The following is a 24,850-nucleotide window of genomic DNA, read 5'->3' on the forward strand; positions in this document are numbered from 1 at the left end:
CCATTTTTTCGACGATGGCGCACTGGTATAAACCAATTCGCCGCCAAGGACGACATGAAGGCTCCGCATGACGAGAGGGGAAATGGTTTAGACCATTGTCCGGTAAGGCGGAGTTCCGGTGAGTCGGCGGTGCGGCCGCGACGGCATGCGATATAAACGAGACACCCTCCGAATACAGTCGAACACGGAGGGTTGTCAGTGTCGCGAGCGTTGTCGCGAGGGGTTCCGGAGCGAGGGATATCGGCGCGAGTGACGGCGCGGGGAATGGCGGCGCGGATGCGGGCGGCGCGGGGAGTGGCGGCGCGAAGGGTCTGGCCGGTGATGGCGGCGGCGGTCGCCGGGCTCGGCGCGATGACGGCGACCGCCGGCTGCGGGGGCGCACGGGTCACCCCGGAGGACTACGCGTCGGGCACGCCCTCCCTGTCCTGGAAGCCGTGCGAGGAGACGGCCTCCTCCTCCGGCTTCGAGTGCGCCACGCTCCAGGTGCCCCTCGACTACGCCAAGCCGGAGGGCAAGAAGATCGGCATCGCCCTGGTCCGGCTGCGGGCCACCGACCAGAGCCGGCGGATCGGCTCCCTGGTCTTCAACTTCGGCGGTCCCGGCGGCTCCGGCGTCACGACGCTCATCAACGCGGCCCACGCGTTCTCCACCCTGAACAGCCGCTACGACCTCGTCGGCTTCGACCCGCGCGGTGTGGAGCGCAGCAGCGGCATCCGCTGTCTCAGCGCTGCCCAGATGGACCAGTACATGAGCAGGGAGCCCAGCGAGAACGCCGCGACCGAGACCACGCTCGTCAAGGGATTCGCCCAGGCGTGCGAGCGCAACGCGGGCTGGATCCTGCCCTACGTCGGCACCGTCAACGCGTCACGCGACATGGAGTCGCTGCGCGCGGCCCTCGGCGACCCGCACCTCAACTATTTGGGCTTCTCCTACGGCACCCACCTCGGGGCGGTGTACGCCACGCAGTACCCGAAGAAGGTGGGTCGGATGGTGCTCGACTCGGCCGTCGACCCCTCGGTCACCATGCTCGACATGGCCAAGACGCAGGCCCTCGGCTTCCAGAAGGCGTACGAGGACTACCTGGCCGACTGCACCAAGACGCGGACGAGTTGCCCGCTCGGCGCCGACGCCGCCGCCGCGAACGCCACCGTGCTGAAGATCCTCGACACCGTGGCCCGCACGCCGGGGAAGGTCGGCTCGCGCACGGTCACCGAGGACATCGCCAGGGCGGGCATCACCCAGGCCCTCTACAGCAAGTACACCTGGCCGCTGCTCACCGAGGCGCTCGACGAAGGCAGGAAGGGCAAGTTCGACGGCCTGCTCGCGCTGGCCGACCAGTACGCCGGGCGGCAGCCGAACGGCACCTACTCGACCCTGCAGTTCTCGCTGCCGGCGGTGCTGTGCGTCGACAGCACCGACCGCCCCTCGGTCGCCCAGGCCGAGGAGCTGGCCCGGCGGCTGGAGAAGAAGAGCCCGATCTTCGCCTCGACCGCGATCAGCGCGGGATCGTGCAGCGTCTGGCCGGTGCGCGGGGACGACGCCGCCAGGCACGTCGACGCCACCGGATCCAATCCCATCCTGGTGGTCGGCGTCACGAACGACCCGGCCACGCCATACCAGTGGGCGCCGCGGCTGGCCGACCAACTGCGCACCGCCGTGCTGCTGACGCTGAACGGCGAGGGCCACGGCGCGTACGGCCAGAACCAGTGCATCGACGACAAGGTCAACGCGTACCTGCTGGAGGGGACGGTCCCGGCCAAGGGGACGCGCTGCGGCTGAGGGGACGCGCTGCGGCTGAGGGGACGCGCCGCGGCTGAGCGCGCTCCCCCGCTCGTTCACGGCGCCATCCACCTCGTCGCCACTGTGCCGCTCACTGTGCCGCTCACTGTGCCGCTCACTGTGCCGCTCACTGTGCCGCTCACTGTGGCGCTTACTGTGCCGCTCACTCTGGCGCTCACTCTGGCGCTTACTGTGCCGTTCGCAGGGCGCCGAGCCCGGCCACCACGTGGTCGACGATGCCGTACTCCCTGGCCTCCGCGGCGGTGAACCACCGGTCCCGGTCGGAGTCCGCCTCGATGCGTTCGAGCGGCTGACCGGTGTGGAAGGCGATGCGCTCGGCCAGGGTCTTCTTCGTGTGCAGCATCTGCTCGGCCTGGATCGCGATGTCGGCCGCCGTGCCGCCGATGCCGCCGAGCGGCTGGTGCATCATGATGCGCGCGTGCGGCAGGGCATAGCGCTTGCCAGGCGCGCCGGCGCACAGCAGGAACTGTCCCATCGAGGCGGCCAGGCCCATGCCCACGGTGACGACGTCGTTCGGCACGTATTGCATGACGTCGTAAATCGCCAGGCCGGCCGACACGGAACCACCGGGGGAATTGATGTAAAGGCTGATGTCCCGCGTGGAGTCCTCCGCGGTCAGCAGCAGCAGTTGCGAGCAGATCCGGTTGGCGATGTCGTCGTCCACCTCCTGGCCGAGCACGACGATGCGCCGTTCCAGCAGCTTACGGCCAAGATCGCCAAAGGCGAACCGGTCGGCGGCAGGATCGCCGGAGCGCGCGTGGTGGTCCATCTGGTCTCCCTGTTCCGGTAATCGGGTTGTGCGGCGACATTAGTCCCGGAACCGGGAAAAGGGCCTGCCTATTTCACCCTGAGCACATTTCGCTGTCAGCAAATTACGCTACGAGCATATTCCGCCGTCAGCGCGGTTCCGGATGCTCCGGCTACCCCGAACAGCCCGGCAGAGCCGGGGCCGCCGCCTGGCTCGCCGAGCTCGCCGACATATCGTCAGGCGGGGCCGTCCGACCGCCCCAGTCTCGACCGGAGGTCATCGGCGCTGGGGTGGCCCAGATCGGTCAGGATGTTCAGCGCCAGACGCCATGTGCCGCGGGCGTCCGCTTCCCGGCCCGCCGCCTCGTGGTTGTCGCCCATATGGGTGAGGACCAGAGACTCGTTGTAGCGGTCGCCGTCCTGCCGGTGCATCGCGAGCGCGCGCCGGTAGCAGGTCTCGGCTTGGTCGTAGTCCCCGAGCTGATGGTGGACGTGGCCCAGGCTGTCCCAGGTGGCTGATTCCCCGTCGCGATCCCCGGCCTCCCGGAGCCAGGTCAGAGCCTGCCGGCAGTGCTCGAGCGCTTCCCGATGGTTTCCGACGGCGATGTGATACCAGCCGACCGCGCTGATCGCCCTGGCCTCCCAGTGCCGCTGGCCGGCGGCCCGGTAGAGCCGGAGTGCGTGTTCGGCGCTGTCCAGCGCCTCCACATGGTGGCCCTGCTGCTCGAAGACCCGCGCGAGGTTGCTGTGAATGTGCGCCTGGCCGGTCAGGTCTTCCAGCCGCGCGAAGTGCTCGAGCGCGTGCCCGTACTCCCGGACGGCCGCGTCGGCGTCACCCAGCCGGGTGTGGGCCAGGGCGATCCCAAGCCGGCTGAGGGCGAGCACCCGGTCGTCCCCTCGGGCCGCCGCGAGAGCGTGACCGTGTACCGCGATCATGTCCCGCCAGGCCCCTGTACGGTCCAGGAAACTGCTCATGGACCACGCCAGCTGCCAGGTGTGCGTGTCGAACCCGTACGCGGCGGCGAGCTCGGCGCACGCGAGCAGGACGGATCGCTCCGATGTGAACCAGGCGAGGGCTTCGCCGTGGTCGGCGGGGGCGGTCACCGTCACGCCAGGACGCGGATCGGCGATCGCGATGGGGTCGCGCGCCGGATGGAGGAGAAGCGCCGACCGGTAGGCGGTCTGCAGGTAGTGGTCGATGACGCGGCCGGCGACCTCGCGGCGTTCCGCTTCGTTCTCGGCCTCCCGGTGCAGCTCGACGGCGTAGGCGTGCAGCAGATCGTGGAACGCCCACCTGCCCGGCGCGTGCTCGTCCAGCAGGTGGACCGCGGTGAGCTCCGCCAGCAGGCGGCGCGCCTGCTCCGGGGGGAGTGCGGTGGCGCTCGCCGCCACGGCCAAGCCGAAGTCCGGCCGGGGATGGGCGCTCATCCGCCGGAAGATTTCCGCCGCTCCGACGCTGAGTGCCCGGTAGGAGCAGGCGAAGACCGACCGCACATCGGTCGCCGGGTCGTCGTCGTGGAACGCGTCCAGGCTCGCCCCGGCCTGCCGGAGCTCGTCCGCGAGCGCGCGCAACGGGAACGCGGGACGGGTCACGGCCCGGGCCGCGGTGATCACCAGCGCCAGCGGGAGGCGGGCGCAGGAGGCGATGAGGTGGTCCACCGCGCCGGCGTCCGCCGAAACCCGGTCGCGTCCGATCCTCCGGGTCAGCAGCTCCTGCGCCTCTTCAGGGGTGAGCACGTCGACCGCGAGCGGATGGGCACCATGACCGGCGACGAGACCGGAGAGCCGGTTGCGGCTGGTCACCAGGACGAAGGACCCAGGCGATCCAGGCAGCAGTGGACGCACCTGTTCGGCGTTGTGGGCGTTGTCGAGGATCACGAGCATCCGCTTGTCGGCCAAGAGATCGCGATACAGGCCGACCTGGGCGTCCGGGGACACCGGCACCCGATGCACGGGTACCCCGAGGGCGGCGAGGAAGCCGCGCACGACCTGCTCGCTGGTGACGGCCGACCGGCCGGCATCGAAACCGCGCAGGTCGGCGAACAGCTGCCCGTCCGGGAAACGATGACGCGCGCGGTGGGCCCAGTGCACCGCGAGGGCGGTCTTGCCGACCCCGGGCACTCCGGAGAGCACAGCCACGACCACGGCTGTCGCTTCCCGTTCGGACATCACCGCCAGCTCGTCGAGCGTGCTCACGGCCTCTGCCCGCCCGGTGAAGCCCATCACGTCCGCGGGCAGCAGGACCGGTCCGCGCCGAGGCGCCGCGGCCGCCGTGCTCGTGGCCCCAGCCGTGGGGGCCTGCGGAGAGAGGGCGTCCCGGTACGCCTGCCGGAGATCGGGGGACGGATCCGCGCCCAGCTCCTCCGCCAGGCGCCGCCGCGTCTCCGCGTAGACCTGCAGGGCCTCCGCGTTGCGCCCCACCGCGGCCAGGGCCCGGATCAGTGCGGCGCTCAACGGCTCGACCAGGGGATGCTCGTCGAGCATCTCCCGCAGGCGCTCGATCATGACCCCGCCCCGGCCCGCTGCCGTCTCCAGGCGCGCCAGGTCGAGCATCGCGCCGAGGCGCCGCTGGGCCGCCTCCCTGCGCACGGACTCCGCCCACTCCCCGGTCAGGCCGGTGAGCGGAACCCCCCGCCACAGGCCGAGCGCCTCTCGCAGCAGCTCGGCTCTGCGCGCATCGTCCCCTCGTGTGGCCCGCGCGCAGTCGAGCAGCAGCCGGAAACGGTGCAGGTCCACCTGCTCCGGCCGGGCGCCGAGGACGTAACCGGCATGGCGATGCTCCAGCCTCGGCGCGTCGCCGCCGGCGGCGTCGGCCTCGCTCAGCGCCCGGCGCAGCCGGGTGACGTAGCTGTGCACGGCCCCGCGAGCGGTCGTGGGCGGCGCCTCGTCCCAAACCCGGTCGATGATCTTCTCGATGGGGACGAGTACGCCCACGTCGACCAGTAACGCGGCGAGAACCGCCTGTTGTTTGCGCGGGCCCGCATCCACCAGATGCGTGTCCGTTGTGATTTCGACCGGTCCCAGCAGCCGGAACTGCACCATGGCCTGTCTGTTCCCCTTTGGTAGCGCGGACCGGTCCGTGCGAATGCGCGACCACAGCTAATCAGGACAGATCGGCTCCGCTCAAGGATTCGTTAAGCGCGAATGGAGCGGGCGGCGAAACCTTGGTGGCACCGCCGGTTCCGCCCTTCCCGCGGGGGCGGGCGGAGACCGCGGGCGGCGCGTCATTCCCGGAGCCTTATGTGCGATGAACCAGGAGGTCATATGGGCCAAAGCAGGCGTGGATCGGCTCGCCGCCGGTCGTCACGCTCGCCTTCACGAAGGTGCTGATCGTCAGTCCCGAACGACGCACTCACGCCGGCCGAAGTGCGAGGCGATGAAAGAAGGGCGTGCTCAAGCGGTGCGATCCGCCCGTGCCCCACAGTGTCCTGAAGATCGCTCCGAATGATCCGCGCCGTGGGTGGTCGGAGCCCGGCACCCGCCGCCGGTCGGCGAGCGTCTGCTCGTTCAGGGGGTGGCGGGGGCCGGCTCCCCATCGCCTGCCAGGCGTCGTAGCGGCTCTACCAGCGCGTATATCCGGCCTATATCGACGTCTCGGATGCTTTGTCGCCTGCCCTTATTTCCGGGCCGGATTCACCTCCTCGCAGAACCCTCGCTACCCTCCACCCCCCTCCTGCCTTACGGGACGCCATGAGCACTCTTCGCATGCGAAAAATCACGCTTCTGACAGTGCCGCTTCTATTGTTTTGTGCGCTGATGACGGCCTCCGCACGGGACGCTGTCGCGCACGCCGCCACCAGGGCGATCACGGAGAACGGCTGCGATCACATCCGTGATCGCTTCCCTTCACTCGCCCGTCAAGGCAAGAGGAAGGTGTTGTGCGTCGCGCCGGTGACACAACCGCCGGGCAGATCGGTCCTGAGTTCGACGAGCGCCGCCGACGACCCGCCGCCCCTGCCCGCCTGGTGCATCGATCCCCCTGACGATCAGTCGAAGAGCGCGTGGAAGACCAGGCGATTCGCCGCCTGCCTGATCAACTATGCGTCCGTCAGCGTCTACGACACCACCACGAGGGCCCTGCTCGGCCGCACCATGATCAACTACATGCATTTCATCGGCATGTTCAACGACAGCCTGGAACTCACCGATGTCTTCGCGATCGTCCGCTTCTACTCCGAGGGAGAACTGGTCCCGGACGACGCGCTCAGCTTCCGCCTCGCGGTCAGTTGTTCCTACGGCTGTACGGCCGGCGACTTCGGCCCCCCGATCGCACTGCCCGAGAACTCCACCCGCTACCTGACCCCGTCCGTCCCCCATCTCGTGAACGTGCCCATCGACGGGATACGCACCGTCAACACCACGTACGAGCTGCAGCTGACGCATCCGGGCGGGGACACGGAGATCATCAATGTCTTCCCGCCGGAAAAGGGCCCGTACCCTTCGCCGGACATCCGCTGCGACAGGATTCTCAGCGGCGCCGGCTGCGTCATCCCGAGTTTCGTCCCCACGCTCGACGGGCTGTCCGCCTATCCGACGGTCAGGGAGCACATCAAGCGTGCGCAGGCCAGTGGGCTTCCGGGAGCCCCCGGCACCACCCCCCTTCACCGGCTTGCCGACCCGGCGAAGGTCAAGAAGAACCGCGATATGGCCTGCCCCGACTCGACGCCCCGTCCACCTGGACTGACATGCGACGAATACCCCATGGCGCGCACCTGGGAGGGCGCCTGGACGAGCGGCGGCGCCTACAGCACGGACATGGTCCTCGACACGGACAACTCGGGCGCGGGAGGGAAGTTCGGAGCACTCGTCACCCGCGATCGGCTGCTGGACCGCGACGCCTTCTGGGTCGATCCCAACTGATTCCCCCGATGGCCACGTCATTCTCGTCGTCATTCTCATCGCGCCGGGCCCGGTATCGGACCGGTGACCACGTAGATCCGTCAATGGAAAGGACAGCCGTGACTTACAGGAACACGACCTCGAAGCGCTTCATGAAGGTTCTCTTCGCCGTGGCCATCGGAGCGGCGGCCACGACGGCCGGCCCGATCTCCGCCGCGCACGCCACCACAGGCGAGTGCGACAAGACCTGGGTTCCCGACTACTACAAGGAGGTCGGCGGCGCCGACATCTACCTGGGAAACGCACGCTTCGTCAAGCTGATGAACGGCGGCGCCTTCAACTACAGCTACGCCCAGATCTCGCCGAGCGATTCGGGGTACACCGTCTGGGTCGACCGTAGCCTGCAGGGGATGCCCAGCAGCCTGCCCATGTTCCCCACCACGGAGCAGGTGCAGGCGAACGGCGGCTGGAAGCAGTGCGGTCCGTTCTACAGCTCCAGCAGCAGCAACCTCGTCATGAACTGGAACACCGATCAGCAGCGGCACTACGCGGTCCGCGCGTGCGCGCGCAACGCGCTCGGCAGCTACTGCGGCAACTGGTACATCGACCGGAGCTGACCGGCCGCCCTGCACCCGGGCCGGCGGCACCTTGCGTCACCGCTGACGACGACGCCTGCCCACAGCACGATCCTGCCGAGGACCGTGCTGTGGGCAGGCGTTCGGCTTCTTCTGGGCAAGCGCGTTGTAGGAGTTGCAGCACTCGCAGGTGGTGTCGGACAGCTCGCTCGCGATCCGGTCGGGCGCCTTTGGGACGGCAGGCCGCCGAGGTGGTCCTGCGTACCGACCCCGAGGTGGACGCCGTCGTCTGCGGCAGCGACCAGACAGCCGTCTGATCATCCGCGAGTCGACCGTCTGAAGCTGGAGAGCACTCTACTCGTTCTACCTCGGCTTCTCGGCCCTGAAGGGCTGAGTTCGCAGCTCCTCACCTGCATGGAATAGCAGCACGCGATAGCAAAAGGCGCCTGTCCGGAAATTTCCGGACAGGCGCCTCGTCGCGGTGATCAGTCGTTGAGGTGCTGGCGCAGGTACGACTCGACCTGGTCGAGCGCGACCCGCTGCTGGGCCATGGTGTCCCGCTCGCGGATCGTCACGGCCTGGTCCTCCAGGGTGTCGAAGTCGACCGTGATCGCGAACGGCGTGCCGATCTCGTCCTGGCGGCGGTAGCGGCGGCCGATGGCCCCCGCGTCGTCGAAGTCCACGTTCCACCGGCGGCGCAGCCGGGCCGCGAGGTCGCGGGCCTTCGGCGACAGGTCGGCGTTGCGCGACAGCGGCAGCACCGCGACCTTGACCGGGGCAAGGCGGTGGTCGAGGCGCATCACGGTCCGCTCCTCCATCACGCCCTTGGCGTTGGGCGCCTCGTCGACCGTGTAGGCGTCGAGGAGGAAGGTCAGCGTCGCGCGGTCCACACCGGCCGCCGGCTCGATGACGTACGGCACGTAGCGCTCGCCCGACTCCTGCTCGAAGAACGACAGGTCGGTGCCGGACGCCTTGCCGTGCGCGGTGAGGTCGAAGTCGGTGCGGTTGGCGATGCCCTCCAGCTCGCCCCACTCGCCGCCGGCGAAGTTGAAGCGGTACTCGATGTCCACGGTCCGCTTCGAGTAGTGGGACAGCTTCTCCTTCGGGTGCTCGTAGAGCCGGAGGTTGTCCTTGTTGATGCCGAGGTCGACGTACCAGCGCAGGCGCTCGTCGATCCAGTACTGGTGCCACTCCTCGTCCGTGCCGGGCTTGACGAAGAACTCCATCTCCATCTGCTCGAACTCGCGGGTGCGGAAGATGAAGTTGCCCGGGGTGATCTCGTTGCGGAACGACTTTCCGACCTGGCCGATGCCGAACGGGATCTTCTTGCGGGCCGACTGCTGGACGTTGAGGTAGTTGATGAAGATGCCCTGGGCGGTCTCCGGCCGCAGGTACGCCAGGCCCGACTCGTCCTCGACCGGGCCGAGGAACGTCTTCAGCAGGCCGCTGAACTGCTTGGGCTGGGTGAAGGCGCCCTTGTTGCCGCAGTTCGGGCAGGTGATGTCGGCCAGGCCGCCCGCCGGCTCACTGCCGTGCTTGGCCTCGTACGCCTCGACGAGATGGTCGGCGCGGTAGCGCTTGTGGCACGACTGGCACTCGGTGAGCGGGTCGGTGAAGGTCTCGACGTGGCCGCTGGCCTGCCAGACCTCGCGGGCGAGGATGACGCAGGAGTCGAGGCCGACGACGTCGTCGCGGCCCTGCACCATGGCCTTCCACCACTCGCGCTTCACGTTGTTCTTGAGCTCGACACCGAGAGGGCCGTAGTCCCAGGACGCCCGCAGGCCTCCGTAGATCTCGCTCGACGGGAAGACGAGCCCGCGGCGTTTGGCGAGGCTGACGATCGTTTCCAAGACGTCGGTGCGACGTGCCATCAGTGGAACTCCATCCGGCTGGGTGTCGGCGTTGAGATCGGGGTCAGCGGTGCGATGCTCGCTGAAGCGGGCGGGCCGGCCCGGCCGTGTCGCGGCTGCGGGACGTCCGGCCACCTGCCCGGATCCGTGCTCAAGCTTAGGGGAATCCGACGCCCCCGCGCTCAAGCCTTGCCTACGGTCCCCGCGCTCGCCCCCTCGCCCGGCAGCGCGTAGACGCCCTCGAAGGCGCTGGGCTCGTTGATCATAAGGGTCATCAGGGGATACATCACCATCCGGGCCGCCGACAGGGCGCGCCGGTAGTAGCCCGCGCCCTCCCACTCGCTGACCACCGCCCACAGCACCGGCTCGTCCACCGACCTGCCGATCTGCCCGCGCAGGTATCCCGGCTGCGCGGACAGCAGATCGAGGATGGCGCGCGCCTGGGCGGCGAACTCGTCGGCGCGGGCGCCCGGCACCGAGTAACGGATCACGGCGAGCATGCCGCCCAGCATGCCACCCCCCACGTACGCCCCACCGGGGAGGGGGCGACCCGGACGGAAGGAGCACCGTGGGCGGCGCGACAGGGCGAAGACTGAGCGGACGCGCACTAGGCTCGAACACGTGGGAAGCGAAACCGAACCGCCGCGCCGTCAGGTGCCGTCCCATCCTCTGGCGAGGAAGCCTCCCGCCCGGGGGAACGCGGCGCCCCCGCGGGTGCGGCGGCCGCTGCCGCCGGGCGAGCAGTTCTTCACGCCCGGCGCCACCGGGCTGCGCGCCGCGGTCGAGCGCAGGAGCGCCGCGCCGCTGGTCTTCCTGTTCCAGCTGCCCCGCTGGCTGGTCCCTCTGGTCCTGGTGGCCCTGCTGATCGCCGGGCTGGTGGTGCCCGACTGGCGTGGCGGGGTGGCCGTGCTTCCGGTGCTCGCGTTCATCGTCTGCCTGGCCTACCTGTCGTGGCCCTCGTTGCGTCCGGTGGGCCGGTTGCTGCGCGTGGCGGTCGCGACGTTCCTGGTCCTCCTCGCCGCCACCCGTTTCGGCCTGATCTGATGCAAACCGGCCTAACCTGGTAGGTCGTAGGGCGAAGCCGTACACAGGAGTCCTGATGACGAAGAGCCGTGACGCCGTTCACGAGATCCTCCGCCAGAGCCGGGGGTTCCGCAGCGCGCAGGACGTGTTCGCCGAGATGCGCGCGGTCGGCTCGAAGATCGGCCTGACGACCGTGTACCGGGCGCTCCAGTCGCTCTCCGACGCCGGCCGGGTCGACGTGCTGCGCACCGACGAGGGCGAGTCGGTCTACCGGGCATGTCAGACCGACACACATCACCACCACCTCGTGTGCCGGGAGTGCGGGCGCACAATCGAGGTGGCCGGGCCGGACGTGGAGCGCTGGGCCGAGGTCGTCGGGGCCGAGCACGGCTTCATCGACGTCACTCACACCGTGGAGGTCTTCGGCACCTGCTCCTCGTGCGCGGAGGCGGCCGGGTCGCGCGCGGAGGCGGCGGGAAAGAGCTGACCCCGCCCCGCGCGGGCTCCCCGAGAGGTACGCTGCCTGCGCCGCGACAGGGACCGCCGCGACAAAAGGGAGATGGCGTGCCGTTCAGCCATGACATGGTGTACTCGCTGGCGACGGTGGTGGACCTCATCAACACCGGCGCCGGCGAGCGCGACGGGCTGGCCGAGGTCGGCGACCTGGAGGAGTTCGTCCGCAGGCGGGAGGTCAGCGGAGTCGAGGCGGTGACCCGGCGCGACCTCGGCGAGGTCCGGGCCCTGCGCGAGGAGTTCCACGCCGTGTTCACCGCGCCGGACCAGCCGACGGCGGTCGGCCTGCTCAACACGCTGCTGCAGCGCACCCGCATCACGCCGCACCTCGCCGAGCACGACGGCCATCCCCTCCACGTCCACTACTTCGCGCCGGGCTCGTCGGTCGCCGAGCATCTGGCCGCCGACTGCGGCGTCGCCCTGGCCCACGTGCTCGTGGAGAACGAGCGGGATCGCCTGCGCACGTGCGCGGCGCCCGACTGCTCCCACGTCTTCGTGGACGAGTCGAGGAACCGCTCCCGCGTCTACTGCGACAGCCGCACCTGCGGGAACCGCATGCACGTCGCCGCGTACCGGGCCCGCCGCCGCGACATCTCCTGACTCCGGGCCCGCCCGCCGGCACCGTGACTCAGTGCCGCGCCGTGACTCAGTGCCGCGCCGTGACTCAGTGCCGCGCCGTGCCGGAGTTCTGGGCCGCCTCGTTCGGAACGGCCCCGCCATACCTGCGGTCGCGCTTGGCGTAGATCTCACACGCCTGCCACAGGTCGCGCCGGTCGAAATCGGGCCACAGCTGGTTGAGGAAGACCATCTCGGCGTACGCGGACTGCCACAGCAGGAAGTTGGAGGTGCGCTGCTCGCCGGACGAACGCAGGAACAGGTCCACGTCCGGGATCTCCGGCTCGTCCAGATAGCGGGCGAAGGTCTTCTCCGAGACCTTGTCGGCCTTGACCCGGCCCGCGGCGATGTCGCGGGCGAGCCGCACGGCCGCGTCCACGATCTCCGCGCGGCCGCCGTAGTTCACGCAGAACTGGAGGGTCAGCGTGCTGTTGCCGACCGTCATCCGCTCGGCGTCCTCAAGCTCCTTGATCACGCTCTTCCAGAGCCGCCCGGGACGTCCGGCCCAGCGGACCCGCACGCCCATCGCGTTGAGCTGGTCGCGCCGCCGGCGGATGACGTCGCGGTTGAACCCCATGAGGAAGCGCACCTCGTCAGGCGAGCGCCTCCAGTTCTCCGTGGAGAAGGCGTACGCCGACAGGTAGGGGATGCCGATCTCGACGGCGCCCTCGATGACGTCGAACAGCGACGCCTCGCCCATCTTGTGCCCCTCGGTCCTGGGCAACCCGCGCGCCTTGGCCCAGCGGCCGTTGCCGTCCATGACGATCGCCACGTGTCGCGGCAGCAGATCGCGAGGGATGGCGGGCGGAGTGGCACCGGACGGGTGCGGAGTGGGAGGACGGACCATGTACCGAGGGTATTGCGTCCAGACCGGTCCTCAGGCGCGGGAGACGTGCGGATACCGTGCGCATTCCGTGCGCGTTCCGTGCGTCCCCCCGCGTCACGCCGACGCCACCGGAAACGCCTCCAGACCTGTCGACCCGGGGGACGACCCCCGGACCCCCGCAGGGCCGGTCAGACGATCCTCGCTTCGCTTGCGGTCATCTGGCCCGCCGACACCGGGGGACGACCCCCGGACCCCCGCAGGGCCGGTCAGACGATCCTCGCTTCGCTTGCGGTCATCTGGCCCGGCCACTCCCGTTCCACGTGACGCAGCGAGCGGATGCCGTGCTCCAGGTGCCACTGCAGGTATGCGGCCACCAGGCCGCTGCACTCGGCGCGGTGCCGGGACTCGGAGGCGTCGGCGGCCGCCCAGTCGCCGCGCAGCAGGGCGATCATCAGCGCGATCGTCTCCGCGGCGGGCACCGCGGCACCGGCCGGGCGGCACGCGCCGCACACCACGCCGCCGGCGACGATGGCGAAGGCGCGCACGGCCTCCGCGCCGCACCGCGCGCACTCCGCCAGCGCGGGGGCGTAGCCCGCGACGGCCAGCGAGCGCAGGAAGAACGCGTCGAGCACCAGCCGGGCCTCGTGACCGCCCTCGGCGAGCGTGCGCAGTCCGCCGACCAGCAGCAGGAACTGCCGCAGCGCCGGCTCCTTCTCCCCCACCGTCAGCCGGTCGGCCGTCTCCAGCATCGCGGTCCCCGCGGTGTACCTGGCGTAGTCGGCCACGATCGCCTCGCCGTACGGATGCAGGGTCTCGACCTGGGTGATCACGTCGAGCGACCTGCCACTGTGGAGTTGCAGGTCGACATGGGAGAACGGCTCCAGCCGCGCGCCGAAGCGCGACATGGTCCTGCGCACGCCCTTGGCCACGCCGCGGACCTTGCCGGTGCGCCGGGTGAGGATCGTGATGATGCGGTCGGCCTCACCCAGCTTCTGGGTGCGCAGCACGACGCCCTCGTCCCGGTAGAGGCTCACCCCGCCATCGTATGGGTGCGCGCGGGCGGCCGCCTCGCGAGACGGTCATTCGCCCCGTTGGGGGGCATGAATGGTGAAAATTCGGTAATGATCCGGCGACGATGCCAGGCGACGAACCCTCCTCAAGCTGTACATACAGGGGCCGTACGGTAAACCTGGGGTGCATCGGTTCAACCGAAAGGTCACTAAGCTTTGGCTTCCGGCGGACTTCCCCGCGCCGGTCAAGCCTGAGGGCCTGATCTCCCCCCGTTGCGTGAAAGGTTGCCATGACCCGCGTGGTCCTGCTGGGCGCCCCGCCCGGCCCGATCAGTCCCCCGCCGCACGGCGGTCAGCCCGCCCTGCCCGCGGCCATCACGCTGAAATCGCTGCCCGGGGCCCCCTCCGCGTACGACAGGCTGCTCGCGCAGGCCACCGCTCTGGACCCCGAGCCGACGACGATCGCCCGGCCCGGGGACGCCGCCGCCTACCACAGGCCGTACGGCCGGGTGGTGGAGAGCCGTGACGTCGCCGGCGACCTGCGCGCACTGGCCGACGCGGTCGAGGGCGCCGAGGAGAACCTGCTGATCCTGCCGGCCGACTCGCTGGTGCACGACGAGCTGATCTACCAGATCACCAAGGCCAAGCGGGGGGCCATCGCACTGGTCGTCCGGCAGGAGCGGCAGGAGCAGGACGAGAACGGGTCTCCGGAGGAGGAGGTGCCGATCGAGGAGGCGGAGCCCGAGATCGGCGACAAGGTCATCGAGGGGCTCCCCCAGCGCACCCGCATCGGCCGGAGCCGGATCATCTCGGTCGGCACCGCCTACCACGCGGTGACCCGGCCGAACGCGGCGCTGCTCGGACCGCTCCACCTCCACCAGCGGCACCTGCAGACCCTCGCCGAGGTCGCCCGCGAGCTTGCGGACATGGCCCACCTGTTCGGCCCCGAGGACGACGTGACCGAGCTTCTCGTGCTCGGCCTGGTCCGGCGCGGCGTGTCGGTGGGCCGGCGGGGCCGCCGCGACCTGTTCTTCCGCCGCGTCCGCAGCCAGGCCGAGGCCGACGAGGCGCTGGCGGAGATGGCGGGGTACGACGAGGACCGGGCCCGGCTGAACAACGCCGTGAAGGGCGCCGACGGCTTCTTCACCACGTTCTTCGTCAGCACCTACTCGCGCTTCATCGCCCGCTGGGCGGCCCGCCGCGGGCTCACGCCCAACCAGGTGACGCTGATCTCCATCGCCCTTGGCCTGCTGTCGGCCGGCGCGTTCGCCACCGGCACCCGCTGGGGGGCGGTGGCCGGCGGGGTGCTCATCTACTTCGCGTTCGTCTTCGACTGCGTGGACGGCCAGGTCGCCCGCTACGCGCGCAAGTTCGGCGTGCTCGGCGCCTGGCTGGACGCCACGTTCGACCGGTTCAAGGAGTACGCCGTCTTCGTCGGCCTGGCGGTCGGCGCGACGGTGTCCGGGCAGTTCGGCGACGGCGAGGGCGTGTGGACGCTGGCGCTGGTCGCGCTGGCCCTCCAGTCGGTCAAGCATCTGCTGGACTTCTCGTTCGGTGCGGCCAACCGGCGCAAGGCGCCCGCGCCGCTGCCCACGCTGGACCTGACGGTCGCCGACGACCGTCCGCTGCGGGAGGCGCTGGAGCAGCGCAGGGCGAGCCGGAGCACCGGCGTGCGCGGGCTGCTGAAGCTGTGGACCAAGGCCGGCAAGTTCCGCCCGGTCCACTGGGCCCGCAAGATGATCGTGTTCCCTATCGGCGAGCGTTTCGCCGCTATCGCGATCACCGCCGCGTTCTTCAACCCCCGGGTGACGTTCCTCACGCTGATCGTCTGGGGCGGCATCGCGGCCACCTATACCCTCACCGGACGTCTCCTGAGGTCGCTCGCATGATCACCCAGCCGCAGACCATCACGCCGCTTCCAGACCCGGACGAGGAGCGCCGCAGGGTCCAGACCGCGCGCCTGCTCGCCTACCGCGACGACGGCCCGCTCGCCAACGCGCTGAAGGGCTCCCTGGGCCGGCTGCTGCCGCCCGTGCCCGCGACCGCGGTGGCGCTGATCGCGATCGTGGCGCTGGCCGTCGCCGGCGCCCTCACCGACGGCCCGATCCTGCTCGTGCCCGTCGCCGCGCTGCTCGTGCTGGTCCTGCCCACCGCCGGCCGCGACCACCTGGGCCGCTTCGACTGGCTCACTCCCCCGCTGCTGCGTGCGGCCGAGTTCCTGACGATCATCCTGCTCGGGCTGGCCGAGGACACGCCCAAGTGGCTGCTGTTCGTGCTGATCTACATGATCGGCTACCACACGTACGACACCGTCTACCGCACCCGGCAGGGCATCTGGCCGCCCGCCTGGCTGTACCAGGCGGGGCTGGGCTGGGAGGTCCGCCTGCTGGTCCTGGGCGTGGCCGCCGCCGCCGGATGGCTGACCCCCGTGGCGGCCGTCCTCACGGCGTACCTGCTCGTGCTGTTCGCGGTCGAGAGCATCACGAGCTGGGTCCGGCTGGACAAGGCCTCCGCGCAGGCCCAGGCCGACCAGGATCTGGAGCAGTCGCCCGAGGAGGCCGCCGAGCAGGTCACGGGCGACGCCGAGCAGGGCTGACCGAGCCCACGTCTCCGGCCCGCCCGGCGAGTTCCTCGGCCTTCACGTCCTGAACCGAGGCGAGACACCCTGGCACATCCGTCCGTACGGCACGGTGGACGGCCGCACGGTCGAGTCGCCCGCCCGGCCGCCGCGCCGTACGGACCTGGAGCCGGTCACCCGCTGTCTCCTGCCCTGCGGCGCCCTCCCGCGCCGCCCTGCCGCGGCTCGGCCGACACGAAAGCCGACGGCGAAAGGCGGCCTGATCAGGAGGCGGGCGAGGCGTCGAACAGCGCCCAGACCACCTTGCCTCCGCCGCGGGTGAGGATCCATCCCCACGCCGCGGTCAGCGCCTCGACCAGATGCAGTCCCCGGCCCGACTCCGACAGGTCGTTCCCTGGCGAGACCGCGGGCACCCTCTCGCTGGCGTCGCTCACGCCGCAGCCGATATGAAACCGGTGCTTCACCAGCCTCAGGCGGATCGGCGGGGCGTCCGCGGGGTCGCCGGGAACGTGCCGCAGCGCGTTGGTCACCAACTCGGACACCACGATCTGCGCGTCCGGCACGAGGCCGGGGACGCCCCAGCCGCACAACGTCCTGGCGGTGAAATCACGTGCCGCGGCGGCGGACGTGGTGCGCCCATGAAAGGTACACGTGGCCGACGGAGGCAGGGACAAGCCGGCGACGTCGTCGCGCTCGAACATCGAGGTCAACCACGGAGGCGCTGTCGCGGCTCCCGGGCCCGCCAGGTCTGCTGTCATCGCCGATCCCTCAGGTCTCACTCATTACATGATGTGAATTTCCCTGCCGTCGTGTATCTTGCCCTGTGCCTTGCGGATGCAAGCACGCGTGCACGTGCAAATGTCGCGCGTCCCCCGACTTTCCGTGGAAGTTCCCAGAAAAGACGGCCTCACCACGGTCCGGTAGGATGATCAATCCGATTGGTTCACCAGGAATTCTTCCGGGAGCGCCGCCGATGGAGCGATCGTGAACGCACAGGCGGGCCACACCGCCCCCGTACCGGTCGGGACCGCCCGCGGCGGCCCGACGGCCCTGCGGCTTCTGCTCGGGGCCCAGCTCAGGCGGCTGCGCCGGGAGAGCGGCATCACCCCCGAGAAGGCGGCCCGTGCCATCCGCGGGTCGCACGCCAAGATCAGCAGGCTCGAGCTCGGCCGGGTCGGCTTCAAGGAGCGGGACGTCGCCGACCTGCTCACTCTCTACGGCATCACCGACGCCGACGACCGGGCCGTGCTGCTCGACCTGGCGCGGCAGGCGAACATCCCCGGCTGGTGGCACAAGTACAGCGACGTGCTGCCGGGCTGGTTCGAGTTCTACGTCGGGCTGGAGGAGGCGGCGTCCGTCATCCGCTGCTACGAGCTGCAGTTCGTGCCCACGCTGCTGCAGACGCCCGAGTACGCGCGGGCCCTCGTCCTGCGGAGCAACGCGGGGCGGGCCGCCGACGACGTCGACCGGCGTGTGGACCTGCGGATGCGCCGGCAGGAGCGGCTGACCGGGCCCGAGGCGGCGACCCTGTGGGCCGTGATGGACGAGGGGGCGCTGCGCCGCCCCATCGGCGGCCGGAAGGTGATGCGGGCCCAGCTGGAACACCTCATCGAGGTGACGAGGCAGCCGAACATCACGCTGCAGATCGTGCCGTTCGACCACGGCGGGCACGCCGCGTGCGGGGGGCCTTTCACGATCCTGCGCTTCGAAGCGCCCGAGCTGCCCGACGTCGTCTACCTGGAGCAGCTCACCAGCGCGCTCTATCTGGACAAGCCCGAGGACACCGAGGCGTACACGCAGGTGATGAACGCGGTGTGCGTGGACGCCCGGCCGGCCACGCAGACCGGCGCGTTCCTGGAGGAGCTGCTCGCCGACCTCGGGTGAACTACCTCCTGGAGAAGAACGCCTGGCAGGTCTCGGCGAAGGCGACCGCCCGGGCGGTGGGCCGCACACCGCGCACCGAGGCGAGCACGACGTCGAGCGCGGGCACGTCGTCGCTGATCGGGACGCACGCGACCCGGCCGCCGTCGTAGGTCTGGTCGTTGTCGGCCCGCTGGTTGAGTATCGAGTAGCCGTGCCCGCCCGCCACCAGCGAGCGCGCCGTCTCGTAGCTCGACGTGCGGAACCGCACGCGCGGCTCGGTGGGGTAGATGGCCCGGAAGTAGTCGCGGCTGCGCGGCAAGTCCAGCAGGATCATCGGCTCGGCCGCCAGGTCCGTCAGCGACACCGTCTCCGCCCGGGCCAGGGGGTGCTCCGGCGGCAGCAACGCGTACGGCCTGGCCCGCGTGAGCGTCCGGATGTCGAGGTCGAGGGCGAGGTCGATGGCGTAGACGAGGGCGACCTCGCATCGCCCGTCGAGCAGGGCCGACTCCATGGCGGAGATCTCGCCCTCCGCGACGCTGACCCGCACCCCGGGGTACTTCTCGGCGAACTCGCGCAGCAGCCGGGACAGGTAGAACGGCGCGAGCGTGGTCAGGCAGCCGACGGCGAGCTCACCGGTCAGCGATCCCGCGAGGCCGCGCGCCGACTGGGCGAGCGCCGCGGCGTGGGACAGGAACTCCCTGGCCTCGACGAGGAAGCGCTCCCCCGCGCGGGTCAGCGACAGGCCGCGGGCGTGGTGGCGGATCAGGAGCTGGACGCCCAGCTCCCGCTCCACTTGGGCGATGGCGGCCGAGATCGCCGACTGCGCCACCATGAGTTCTCTGCTGGCCGCGGTCATGCTGCCGAGCTCGGCCGCGGTTACGAAGTAACGCAGCTGGACGAGTGTGAAGTTGACGTCCGCCACGCCACCCATTGTGACCGTCTCCGTGCCCGGCGGCGCCCGCAAACCGGTATCAACTTCGAATGCCTTTTCCTAGCCCTGATCAGGCGTTTTCCCTTTGGAAACGCCTGGTGCCCAGGGTAACGCCCAGGACGGCGAAGGCCAGGGACACGACGACCCCCCACAACAATGCGGACGACGCGTAGGAACCGGCGAAAAGCGCGCGCAACCCCTCGACCGCGTACCGGAACGGCGTGAGCCGCGACACCACGTCGAGCCATGCGGGGGCGAGCGACATCGGCAGCAGCGCGCCCGACAGCAGCATCAGCGGGACCACCACGGTGGACATCACGGGCGCGAACAGCTCCTGCCGTATCGTGAGCGCCGCCGTGTACGACAGCGACGCCATGCCGACCGACAGCACGGTGGTCAGCAGCAGCGCCGCCACCACCCCCGCGACCGGCGCCCGCAGGCCCAGCGCGTACGCGGCCACGATGATCGCCGTCGCCTGCACCAGCAGCACGACGCTGTCCCTGAGCACCCGGCCGAGCAGCAGCGTCACCCGGCTCACCGGCGTGACCCGCAGCCGTTCGAGCACGCCGAACCGCTGGTCGAAAACGATGGTGAAGCCCGCCATTCCCGCGCTCGTCAATCCGAGCTGCACCAGCAGGCCGGGCACGAGGACGGCCCAGGAACCCACGCCGCTGCGGTCGAACAGCGGGCCGAACAGCACGAGGTAGAGGAACGGCTGCAGGGCGCTGAAGACCAGGCTGAACTTGTTGCCGAAGGAGACACGCAGGTAGTGGCCGGTCAGGACGGCGAGAGCGGTCATGCGGCGGCCCCCTCGCGCAGCTCGCGGCCGGTGACGGCGAGGAAGACCTCGTCGAGCGTCCGCGCGCCGTGCTCGGACTTCAGCTCGTCCGGAGTCCCCTGGGCGACGAGCCGGCCGTGGTCGATGATCAGGATGCGGTCGCAGAGCGCGTCGGCCTCTTCCAGGTAGTGGGTCGTGAGGAAGACCGTCAGTCCCTCCTGCTCGCGCAGGCGGCGCACGTGGTCCCACAGGTTGGCGCGGCTCTGCGGGTCGAGCCCGGTCGTCGGCTCGTCGAGGAAGAGCAGCTCGGGCCGGTGGAGCAGGCCCATCGCGATGTCGAGACGGCGCTTCTGGCCACCCGACAGCGACACGCTCGTACGCTCCTCGACTCCGGGCAGGTCCAGCTCGGCGAGCAGGGTGGTCACCCGCTCGCGGGCCTGGGCCCTGCCCATGCCGTACAGGCGGGCCTGGAGCACGAGCTCCTCCCCCACGGGGGAGAACGGGGCGAACGCGCCGCCCTGGGCGACGTAGCCGATGCGGCGGCGTACGCCCGCGGGGTCGGCGAACAGGTCGGCGCCCGCGACAGTGGCGGTCCCGGAGGTCGGGCGCAGCAACGTGGTCAGCATGCGCAGCGTGGTGGTCTTGCCCGCGCCGTTCGGTCCGAGGAAGCCGACGATCTCCCCTGCGGAGACGTCGAGGTCGATCCCCCGCACGGCCTCGGTCGGGCCGAAGGTCTTGGTGAGCCCTCTGGCGTGAATCATGGCGAGTAGAGTAACACCAAATTTGGAGTCACTTAAAGATTGTGCTCGCCCTTACAATCGGAGCATGGAAGAGGGCCTGCGGGAGCGGAAGAAGCGGGAGACCCGTCAGCGCATCGCCGACATCGCGATGGGGTTGTTCCTGCAACGGGGGTTCGACAACGTCACGGTGGCCGAGGTGGCCAGAGCCGCCGACGTGTCGGTCAACACCGTCTTCAACTACTTCCGCACCAAGGAGGACCTGTTCCTCGACCGCAGCGAGGAGACCGAGGACCTGCTGGCCCGGGTCGTGCGCGAGCGCCGCGCGGGCGAGAGTGCGGTCGAGGCGGTGCGCCGCGACTTCTTCGAGGCCCTCGACGCCGGCGACTGGCGTTACGGGATGAACGAGGGCGCGGACCTGTTCGTGCAGCGGGTCAGGGAGAGCGTGGCGCTCCAGTCGCGGGTGCGCATGCTGGACGTCAACCGGGAGGATCGGCTCACCCGCACGCTCGCCGAGGAGACCGACGCCGATCCCGACGACCTGACCCCCTCGCTGGTGTCGGCGCAGATCTGCGCCGTCGTCCGCGCGCTGACCCGCCACTTCGCGATCCGGCAGATGGCCGGCGAGGATCCGGCGCCGATCAGGGCGGACATCAGGGAGCACGCCGAGCGCGCCTTCGACCTGCTGGAGCGCGGAGTGGGCGGCTACTGCCCGCGCCCCGAGCCCGGATCGCTCAGCCGCCCGCGAGCCGGCGAGCGCTCCACACCAGCGCCTCGGTGACCCGGGCCTGCGACAGGCCCAGGGTGTGCCGCTGGAACTGGTAGACCTCGGGCGCGAGCGGCGCCAGCACGGTGTCCGCCATTCCCTCCGGGTCCGGCACTCGCGCCTCGGTCAGCAGCATCCGCACGTGCGCGCGCCAGAAGCGGTAGGCGCCGGTGCCGAAGCGTGCGCTCCCGGTCTCGGCTCCCAGCACGAGGTGCAGGTGACGCTCCAGCAGGTCGATCATGGCGATGTGGAACGCGGCCAGCCGGTCGGCCGGTGAGGCCCCCGGACCGAGCGGCGGCGGGCCGTTCAGAATGTGTCCCTGCACCTGCCGCTCGTGCTCGTCCAGGAGGGCCGTCGCGATCGAGGCGGGGTCCGGATAGCGCCGGTAGAGCGTGGCCCGCCCCACCCCCGCCGCCTTGGCGATCTCGTCCATGGTGACGTGCCGCGCGTCCCTCGTCGCGAAAAGCTGTTCGGCCGCCTTCAGCACGCGCATGCGGTTGCGCGCGGCGTCCGCCCGTTCCCGCACCGGCGCCGGGCGGCCCGGTTCGAGGTCGAGCACGGGCAGTTCCCGGCCGATGCCGGCCGGCATGGTCCCCTCCGACGGAACGCGGCCGTTCCTCCGGTTCCCGCCAGGATCCATAAACCCGTTGTTCATGAGGACATGGTAGCCCCCCGGCGGAACGATGTGGACAGAGCGTCCACTTTTGCCTTACGCTCATCCGGACACCATGTCCGGTTCTGGCCCGGCTTCTCGGAAATCCGGTTCTCTAGAAGAGGGATCGCGATGCATGCCCTGTTCCTCGCCTCGGCACTGCTGGTCGGCTGCTTACTGGCAGTGCAAGCCTCGGTGAATCTCCAGCTCAACAAGGCCGTGGGGACGCCGTACGGCGCCTCGACCCTGCAACTGGGCGTGGCGACGGCCCTGCTGGCGCTCCTCGCGGTCGCGGTCGGAGCGATCGGCGCCGTCCGCCTCGTGCCCGGCGTGCCCTTCTGGCACCTGCTCGGGGGTCTGGCCAGCCCGCTCTACATCACCAGCGGGATCCTGCTCTTCCCCCGCCTCGGCGCGCTGGCCGCGGCGGGCCTGTTCGTGACCGGCCAGATGTTCGCGTCGCTGGGGCTGGACCTGTTCGGCCTGTTCGGCATCGCGCGCAAGCCGCTCAGCGTCGGCATCGCGCTCGGCGCGCTCGCGGTCCTCGCCGGCATCACGGTCATCATCCGGGGACAGCGCCCGGCGCAGTCGCCGCCCGCGGCGGGACCGGCGTCCGGCGGCGCTCCCGGCACTCCCGCCCGTGGCGGGACGGCCACCGTCACCGCCCCGGCCGCGACGGCGGCGGCCGTACGCCGGAGCGGCGGCCTCGGCCAGGGCGGCTGGATCCTGCTGGGCATCGTGGCCGGCGCGGTCCTGCCGGTGCAGGGAGCGGTCAACGCCGCGCTGCGCAAGGACATCCACGAGCCGGTGACCACCGCGATGATCAGCTTCATCGTGGCCACGATCACCATCGCCGTGGTTCTGCTCGTCCTGCTGGCGACGCGCCGCACCCCCCGGCCGCAGCTCGGCGGGCTGCGCACGATGCCCTGGTGGGGCTGGCTCGGCGGCGCCTGCGCCGCGGCGTACGTCACCGCGACCTTCACGCTGATCCCCACGATCGGCGCCGCCACCACCGTGGCGCTGACCGTGACCGGCCAGCAGGTCGCCTCGGCCGTGATCGACAACTACGGCTTCCTGCGGCTGCCCCGCCGCCCGCTCACCGCGCCGCGCCTGTCCGGTCTCGCCCTGCTCATCGTCGGCTCGGTGCTCGTCCAGCTCACCTGAGTCACCTCACCGCGGAAAGGACCCCCTCCATGACCTCCTATCTGCGCAGCCCCTACGAGGCGACACCCGGCGTCACCACGCTGCCGTCGTCCCTCCCCATCACCGGCGCCGGTCTGCTGCCGGTGAACGCCTACCTGATCCGCGGCCCGCAGCCGATCCTCGTCGACACCGGCATGGCGATCGACCGCGGCTACTTCGAACAGGCCCTGTGGTCCCTGGTCGACCCGGCCGACCTGCGCTGGATCGTGCTCACGCACGACGACAGGGACCACGCGGGCAACCTCAAGGAAGTCCTCATGGCGGCGCCGCAGGCCAAGGTCATCACGAACGGCCTGGCCGTCGCGCGGCTCGGCGAGGAGTGGGACGTGCCCCCGAACCGCGTCCTGCAGGTCAACCCCGGCCGCACGCTCGACCTCGGGGGCAGGATCGTCTCCCTGCTGCGCCCGCCCGCCTACGACTCCCCTTCGACGCTGGCCCTCTACGATCACGCCACCCGTTCGCTGTTCAGCGCGGACAGCTTCGGCGCGATCCTGCCGACACTGGCGGAGGACGCCCAGGACATCCCGGAGAGCGACTACCTCGCCGGGATGGCCCTGTTCACCAGGGCCAACGCCCCCTGGACCGCACTGGCCGACCCGGCCAAGTTCGACACCGTGCTGGACGAACTGCTCCGGCTCGCCCCCCGGCACATCCTCAGCTCGCACGGCGCCACCGTCGTGGAGGGCACCGAGACGCTCGTGAAGACGCTGCGTGAGGTGCCCTCCATGACGCCGTGGCTGCCGGACGAGGACGTGCTGGTGGAGGCCGTGCTCGCCAAGCACGAGGGGGCCACGCTCAGCGCCGGCGCGGCCTGAGCGCCACGAGGCACGACACAAGGAGAACGTCGATGACGACGACACTGACCCCGGAACCCGGCACCATCATCATCTTCTCGGATATCTGGTGCTCCTTCGCGCACATAGCCGTGCACCGGCTCCACAGGACCCGGGAACGGCTGGGCCTCACCGACCGGGTCCGGTTCGACCACCGCGCCTTCCCCCTGGAACTGCTCAACGACGCGCCCAGTCCCCGGCCGGGGACCGACAGCGAGGTGGGCCGGATGGCCGCGCTGGAGCCCGACGCGGGGTGGCAGCTGTGGCAGGCGAAGGACTGGCTGTACCCGTCCACCACGCTGCCCGCGCTCGAGGCCGTCCAGGCGGCCAAGGAGCAGGGGTTCACGGCGTCGGAACAGCTCGACCTGGCGCTGCGGAAGGCGTTCTGGGCCGAGTCGCGGTGCATCAGCCATCGCAAGGTCATCCTGGACGCCGCCGCGTCCACCGGCGTGGTGGACGTGGACGCCCTGGCGGCCGCACTCGACGACGGCCGGGCACGCAGGACGCTGTCCGAACAGGCCGCCATCGCGGCGACCGACCGGGTGAACTGCAGCCCGCACCTGTTCCTGCCGGACGGCACCGACCACGCCAACCCCGGAATCGAGGTCGGCTGGGTGGGTTCGTACGGCATCGGCTGGCCCGTCGTCTCCTCCGACGATCCGAGCGTGTTCGAGGACATCCTCAAGCGCGCCGCCGCCTGACCGAAGCTCCCCG

Annotated in this window: 24 protein-coding genes; 13 read left to right on the top strand and 11 right to left on the bottom strand. The window is 70.5% G+C overall.

Features of this window, described 5'->3' with window-relative positions:
* The first annotated feature begins 249 nt into the window (after window positions 1–249).
* The gene (locus HHX35_RS03140) at window positions 250–1,779 is read left to right on the top strand and encodes an alpha/beta hydrolase (RefSeq protein WP_310738871.1); all 1,530 of its coding nucleotides are present in this window, start codon (window positions 250–252) and stop codon (window positions 1,777–1,779) included.
* A 187-nt stretch (window positions 1,780–1,966) separates the two neighbouring features.
* Here HHX35_RS03140 and HHX35_RS03145 read toward each other — a convergent pair whose 3' ends face one another.
* Both HHX35_RS03145 and HHX35_RS03150 read right to left on the bottom strand, forming a co-directional pair.
* Window positions 1,967–2,569 (bottom strand): ATP-dependent Clp protease proteolytic subunit, encoded by a 603-nt coding sequence (locus HHX35_RS03145; protein WP_182897472.1) that lies wholly within the window; start codon window positions 2,567–2,569, stop codon window positions 1,967–1,969.
* Window positions 2,570–2,784: 215 nt separating this feature from the next.
* Window positions 2,785–5,589, bottom strand: a complete 2,805-nt coding sequence (locus tag HHX35_RS03150) for a BTAD domain-containing putative transcriptional regulator (protein ID WP_182897473.1) — start codon at window positions 5,587–5,589, stop codon at window positions 2,785–2,787.
* A gap of 714 nt (window positions 5,590–6,303) precedes the next feature.
* Between HHX35_RS03150 and HHX35_RS03155 the strand changes: the two genes are divergently transcribed.
* Window positions 6,304–7,407, top strand: coding sequence for a hypothetical protein (locus HHX35_RS03155; RefSeq protein WP_182897474.1), 1,104 nt, complete (start codon window positions 6,304–6,306; stop codon window positions 7,405–7,407).
* A 98-nt stretch (window positions 7,408–7,505) separates the two neighbouring features.
* Window positions 7,506–8,003: a hypothetical protein gene (locus HHX35_RS03160; protein WP_182897475.1), complete on the top strand. Its 498-nt coding sequence runs from the start codon at window positions 7,506–7,508 to the stop codon at window positions 8,001–8,003.
* Window positions 8,004–8,446: 443 nt separating this feature from the next.
* Here the strand turns inward: HHX35_RS03160 and HHX35_RS03165 are convergent, their stop codons facing one another.
* Together HHX35_RS03165 and HHX35_RS03170 are read right to left on the bottom strand one after the other, a co-directional pair.
* Window positions 8,447–9,832 (bottom strand): glycine--tRNA ligase, encoded by a 1,386-nt coding sequence (locus tag HHX35_RS03165; RefSeq protein WP_139579523.1) that lies wholly within the window; start codon window positions 9,830–9,832, stop codon window positions 8,447–8,449.
* A gap of 161 nt (window positions 9,833–9,993) precedes the next feature.
* A complete protein-coding gene (locus HHX35_RS03170; RefSeq protein WP_139579522.1) occupies window positions 9,994–10,311 on the bottom strand; it encodes an antibiotic biosynthesis monooxygenase in 318 nt (105 codons plus the stop codon).
* 121 nt (window positions 10,312–10,432) lie between these two features.
* Between HHX35_RS03170 and HHX35_RS03175 the strand changes: the two genes are divergently transcribed.
* The 3 genes from HHX35_RS03175 to HHX35_RS03185 all read left to right on the top strand — a co-directional run bounded on the left by HHX35_RS03175 (window position 10,433) and on the right by HHX35_RS03185 (window position 11,947).
* Window positions 10,433–10,855, top strand: coding sequence for a DUF6703 family protein (locus HHX35_RS03175; RefSeq protein ID WP_310738872.1), 423 nt, complete (start codon window positions 10,433–10,435; stop codon window positions 10,853–10,855).
* Between the two features lie 55 nt (window positions 10,856–10,910).
* The gene (locus HHX35_RS03180; protein WP_182897476.1) at window positions 10,911–11,321 is read left to right on the top strand and encodes a Fur family transcriptional regulator; all 411 of its coding nucleotides are present in this window, start codon (window positions 10,911–10,913) and stop codon (window positions 11,319–11,321) included.
* A gap of 77 nt (window positions 11,322–11,398) precedes the next feature.
* Window positions 11,399–11,947 carry a CGNR zinc finger domain-containing protein gene (locus tag HHX35_RS03185; protein ID WP_310738873.1) on the top strand — a complete coding sequence of 183 codons (549 nt, stop codon included), beginning with the start codon at window positions 11,399–11,401 and terminating at the stop codon, window positions 11,945–11,947.
* 64 nt (window positions 11,948–12,011) lie between these two features.
* Here the strand turns inward: HHX35_RS03185 and HHX35_RS03190 are convergent, their stop codons facing one another.
* Window positions 12,012–12,809 carry an isoprenyl transferase gene (locus HHX35_RS03190; protein WP_182897477.1) on the bottom strand — a complete coding sequence of 266 codons (798 nt, stop codon included), beginning with the start codon at window positions 12,807–12,809 and terminating at the stop codon, window positions 12,012–12,014.
* Between the two features lie 245 nt (window positions 12,810–13,054).
* Entirely contained in the window at window positions 13,055–13,822 is a 768-nt protein-coding gene (gene recO / locus HHX35_RS03195; protein WP_182897478.1) for a DNA repair protein RecO, read from the bottom strand.
* A 266-nt stretch (window positions 13,823–14,088) separates the two neighbouring features.
* Here recO and HHX35_RS03200 point away from each other — a divergent pair, with 266 nt between their 5' ends.
* Together HHX35_RS03200 and HHX35_RS03205 are read left to right on the top strand one after the other, a co-directional pair.
* Window positions 14,089–15,687 (top strand): CDP-alcohol phosphatidyltransferase family protein, encoded by a 1,599-nt coding sequence (locus HHX35_RS03200; RefSeq protein ID WP_182897479.1) that lies wholly within the window; start codon window positions 14,089–14,091, stop codon window positions 15,685–15,687.
* Window positions 15,684–16,394: a DUF5941 domain-containing protein gene (locus HHX35_RS03205; RefSeq protein ID WP_182897480.1), complete on the top strand. Its 711-nt coding sequence runs from the start codon at window positions 15,684–15,686 to the stop codon at window positions 16,392–16,394. Before HHX35_RS03200 ends, HHX35_RS03205 begins: the two co-directional genes overlap by 4 nt.
* Window positions 16,395–16,639: 245 nt before the next feature.
* Here the strand turns inward: HHX35_RS03205 and HHX35_RS03210 are convergent, their stop codons facing one another.
* A complete protein-coding gene (locus HHX35_RS03210) occupies window positions 16,640–17,134 on the bottom strand; it encodes an ATP-binding protein (RefSeq protein ID WP_139579516.1) in 495 nt (164 codons plus the stop codon).
* A 226-nt stretch (window positions 17,135–17,360) separates the two neighbouring features.
* Between HHX35_RS03210 and HHX35_RS03215 the strand changes: the two genes are divergently transcribed.
* Window positions 17,361–18,260, top strand: coding sequence for a helix-turn-helix transcriptional regulator (locus HHX35_RS03215; RefSeq protein WP_182897481.1), 900 nt, complete (start codon window positions 17,361–17,363; stop codon window positions 18,258–18,260).
* Between the two features lies 1 nt (window position 18,261).
* Here the strand turns inward: HHX35_RS03215 and HHX35_RS03220 are convergent, their stop codons facing one another.
* The 3 genes from HHX35_RS03220 to HHX35_RS03230 form a co-directional block, all read right to left on the bottom strand.
* On the bottom strand, window positions 18,262–19,170 hold the full coding sequence (locus HHX35_RS03220) for a LysR substrate-binding domain-containing protein (protein WP_030506250.1): 909 nt from the start codon (window positions 19,168–19,170) through the stop codon (window positions 18,262–18,264).
* A 70-nt stretch (window positions 19,171–19,240) separates the two neighbouring features.
* Window positions 19,241–19,969 (bottom strand): ABC transporter permease, encoded by a 729-nt coding sequence (locus tag HHX35_RS03225; protein WP_182897482.1) that lies wholly within the window; start codon window positions 19,967–19,969, stop codon window positions 19,241–19,243.
* Window positions 19,966–20,709: an ABC transporter ATP-binding protein gene (locus HHX35_RS03230; protein WP_182897483.1), complete on the bottom strand. Its 744-nt coding sequence runs from the start codon at window positions 20,707–20,709 to the stop codon at window positions 19,966–19,968. The genes HHX35_RS03225 and HHX35_RS03230 overlap by 4 nt, the downstream gene beginning before the upstream one ends.
* Window positions 20,710–20,773: 64 nt before the next feature.
* Here HHX35_RS03230 and HHX35_RS03235 point away from each other — a divergent pair, with 64 nt between their 5' ends.
* Window positions 20,774–21,466: a TetR/AcrR family transcriptional regulator gene (locus HHX35_RS03235; protein ID WP_182897484.1), complete on the top strand. Its 693-nt coding sequence runs from the start codon at window positions 20,774–20,776 to the stop codon at window positions 21,464–21,466.
* Here the strand turns inward: HHX35_RS03235 and HHX35_RS03240 are convergent.
* Window positions 21,420–22,106 (bottom strand): TetR/AcrR family transcriptional regulator, encoded by a 687-nt coding sequence (locus tag HHX35_RS03240; RefSeq protein ID WP_259404693.1) that lies wholly within the window; start codon window positions 22,104–22,106, stop codon window positions 21,420–21,422. The genes HHX35_RS03235 and HHX35_RS03240 overlap by 47 nt on opposite strands.
* A gap of 129 nt (window positions 22,107–22,235) precedes the next feature.
* Between HHX35_RS03240 and HHX35_RS03245 the strand changes: the two genes are divergently transcribed.
* Genes HHX35_RS03245 through HHX35_RS03255 form a run of 3 tightly spaced genes read left to right on the top strand, consistent with a single transcriptional unit; the run spans window position 22,236 to window position 24,837 of the window.
* Entirely contained in the window at window positions 22,236–23,264 is a 1,029-nt protein-coding gene (locus HHX35_RS03245; RefSeq protein WP_182897485.1) for a DMT family transporter, read from the top strand.
* Between the two features lie 29 nt (window positions 23,265–23,293).
* Window positions 23,294–24,118, top strand: a complete 825-nt coding sequence (locus HHX35_RS03250; RefSeq protein ID WP_182897486.1) for an MBL fold metallo-hydrolase — start codon at window positions 23,294–23,296, stop codon at window positions 24,116–24,118.
* A gap of 32 nt (window positions 24,119–24,150) precedes the next feature.
* The gene (locus HHX35_RS03255; RefSeq protein ID WP_182897487.1) at window positions 24,151–24,837 is read left to right on the top strand and encodes a DsbA family protein; all 687 of its coding nucleotides are present in this window, start codon (window positions 24,151–24,153) and stop codon (window positions 24,835–24,837) included.
* Window positions 24,838–24,850 lie beyond the last annotated feature (13 nt).

Origin of the sequence: Microbispora sp. H10830 (genome assembly GCF_014161375.1) — a bacterium.
In the GTDB taxonomy this organism is placed as follows: domain Bacteria; phylum Actinomycetota; class Actinomycetes; order Streptosporangiales; family Streptosporangiaceae; genus Microbispora; species Microbispora catharanthi.

Coding starts and splice junctions, on each gene's coding strand:
- HHX35_RS03145 (WP_182897472.1), bottom strand. CDS start 2,569: ATGGACCACCACGCGCGCTCCGGCGATCCTGCCGCCGACCGGTTCGCC.
- HHX35_RS03150 (WP_182897473.1), bottom strand. CDS start 5,589: ATGGTGCAGTTCCGGCTGCTGGGACCGGTCGAAATCACAACGGACACG.
- HHX35_RS03155 (WP_182897474.1), top strand. CDS start 6,304: ATGACGGCCTCCGCACGGGACGCTGTCGCGCACGCCGCCACCAGGGCG.
- HHX35_RS03165 (WP_139579523.1), bottom strand. CDS start 9,832: ATGGCACGTCGCACCGACGTCTTGGAAACGATCGTCAGCCTCGCCAAA.
- HHX35_RS03170 (WP_139579522.1), bottom strand. CDS start 10,311: ATGCTCGCCGTGATCCGTTACTCGGTGCCGGGCGCCCGCGCCGACGAG.
- HHX35_RS03180 (WP_182897476.1), top strand. CDS start 10,911: ATGACGAAGAGCCGTGACGCCGTTCACGAGATCCTCCGCCAGAGCCGG.
- HHX35_RS03190 (WP_182897477.1), bottom strand. CDS start 12,809: ATGGTCCGTCCTCCCACTCCGCACCCGTCCGGTGCCACTCCGCCCGCC.
- HHX35_RS03200 (WP_182897479.1), top strand. CDS start 14,089: ATGACCCGCGTGGTCCTGCTGGGCGCCCCGCCCGGCCCGATCAGTCCC.
- HHX35_RS03205 (WP_182897480.1), top strand. CDS start 15,684: ATGATCACCCAGCCGCAGACCATCACGCCGCTTCCAGACCCGGACGAG.
- HHX35_RS03210 (WP_139579516.1), bottom strand. CDS start 17,134: ATGACAGCAGACCTGGCGGGCCCGGGAGCCGCGACAGCGCCTCCGTGG.
- HHX35_RS03220 (WP_030506250.1), bottom strand. CDS start 19,170: ATGGGTGGCGTGGCGGACGTCAACTTCACACTCGTCCAGCTGCGTTAC.
- HHX35_RS03225 (WP_182897482.1), bottom strand. CDS start 19,969: ATGACCGCTCTCGCCGTCCTGACCGGCCACTACCTGCGTGTCTCCTTC.
- HHX35_RS03230 (WP_182897483.1), bottom strand. CDS start 20,709: ATGATTCACGCCAGAGGGCTCACCAAGACCTTCGGCCCGACCGAGGCC.
- HHX35_RS03235 (WP_182897484.1), top strand. CDS start 20,774: ATGGAAGAGGGCCTGCGGGAGCGGAAGAAGCGGGAGACCCGTCAGCGC.
- HHX35_RS03240 (WP_259404693.1), bottom strand. CDS start 22,106: ATGAACAACGGGTTTATGGATCCTGGCGGGAACCGGAGGAACGGCCGC.
- HHX35_RS03245 (WP_182897485.1), top strand. CDS start 22,236: ATGCATGCCCTGTTCCTCGCCTCGGCACTGCTGGTCGGCTGCTTACTG.
- HHX35_RS03250 (WP_182897486.1), top strand. CDS start 23,294: ATGACCTCCTATCTGCGCAGCCCCTACGAGGCGACACCCGGCGTCACC.
- HHX35_RS03255 (WP_182897487.1), top strand. CDS start 24,151: ATGACGACGACACTGACCCCGGAACCCGGCACCATCATCATCTTCTCG.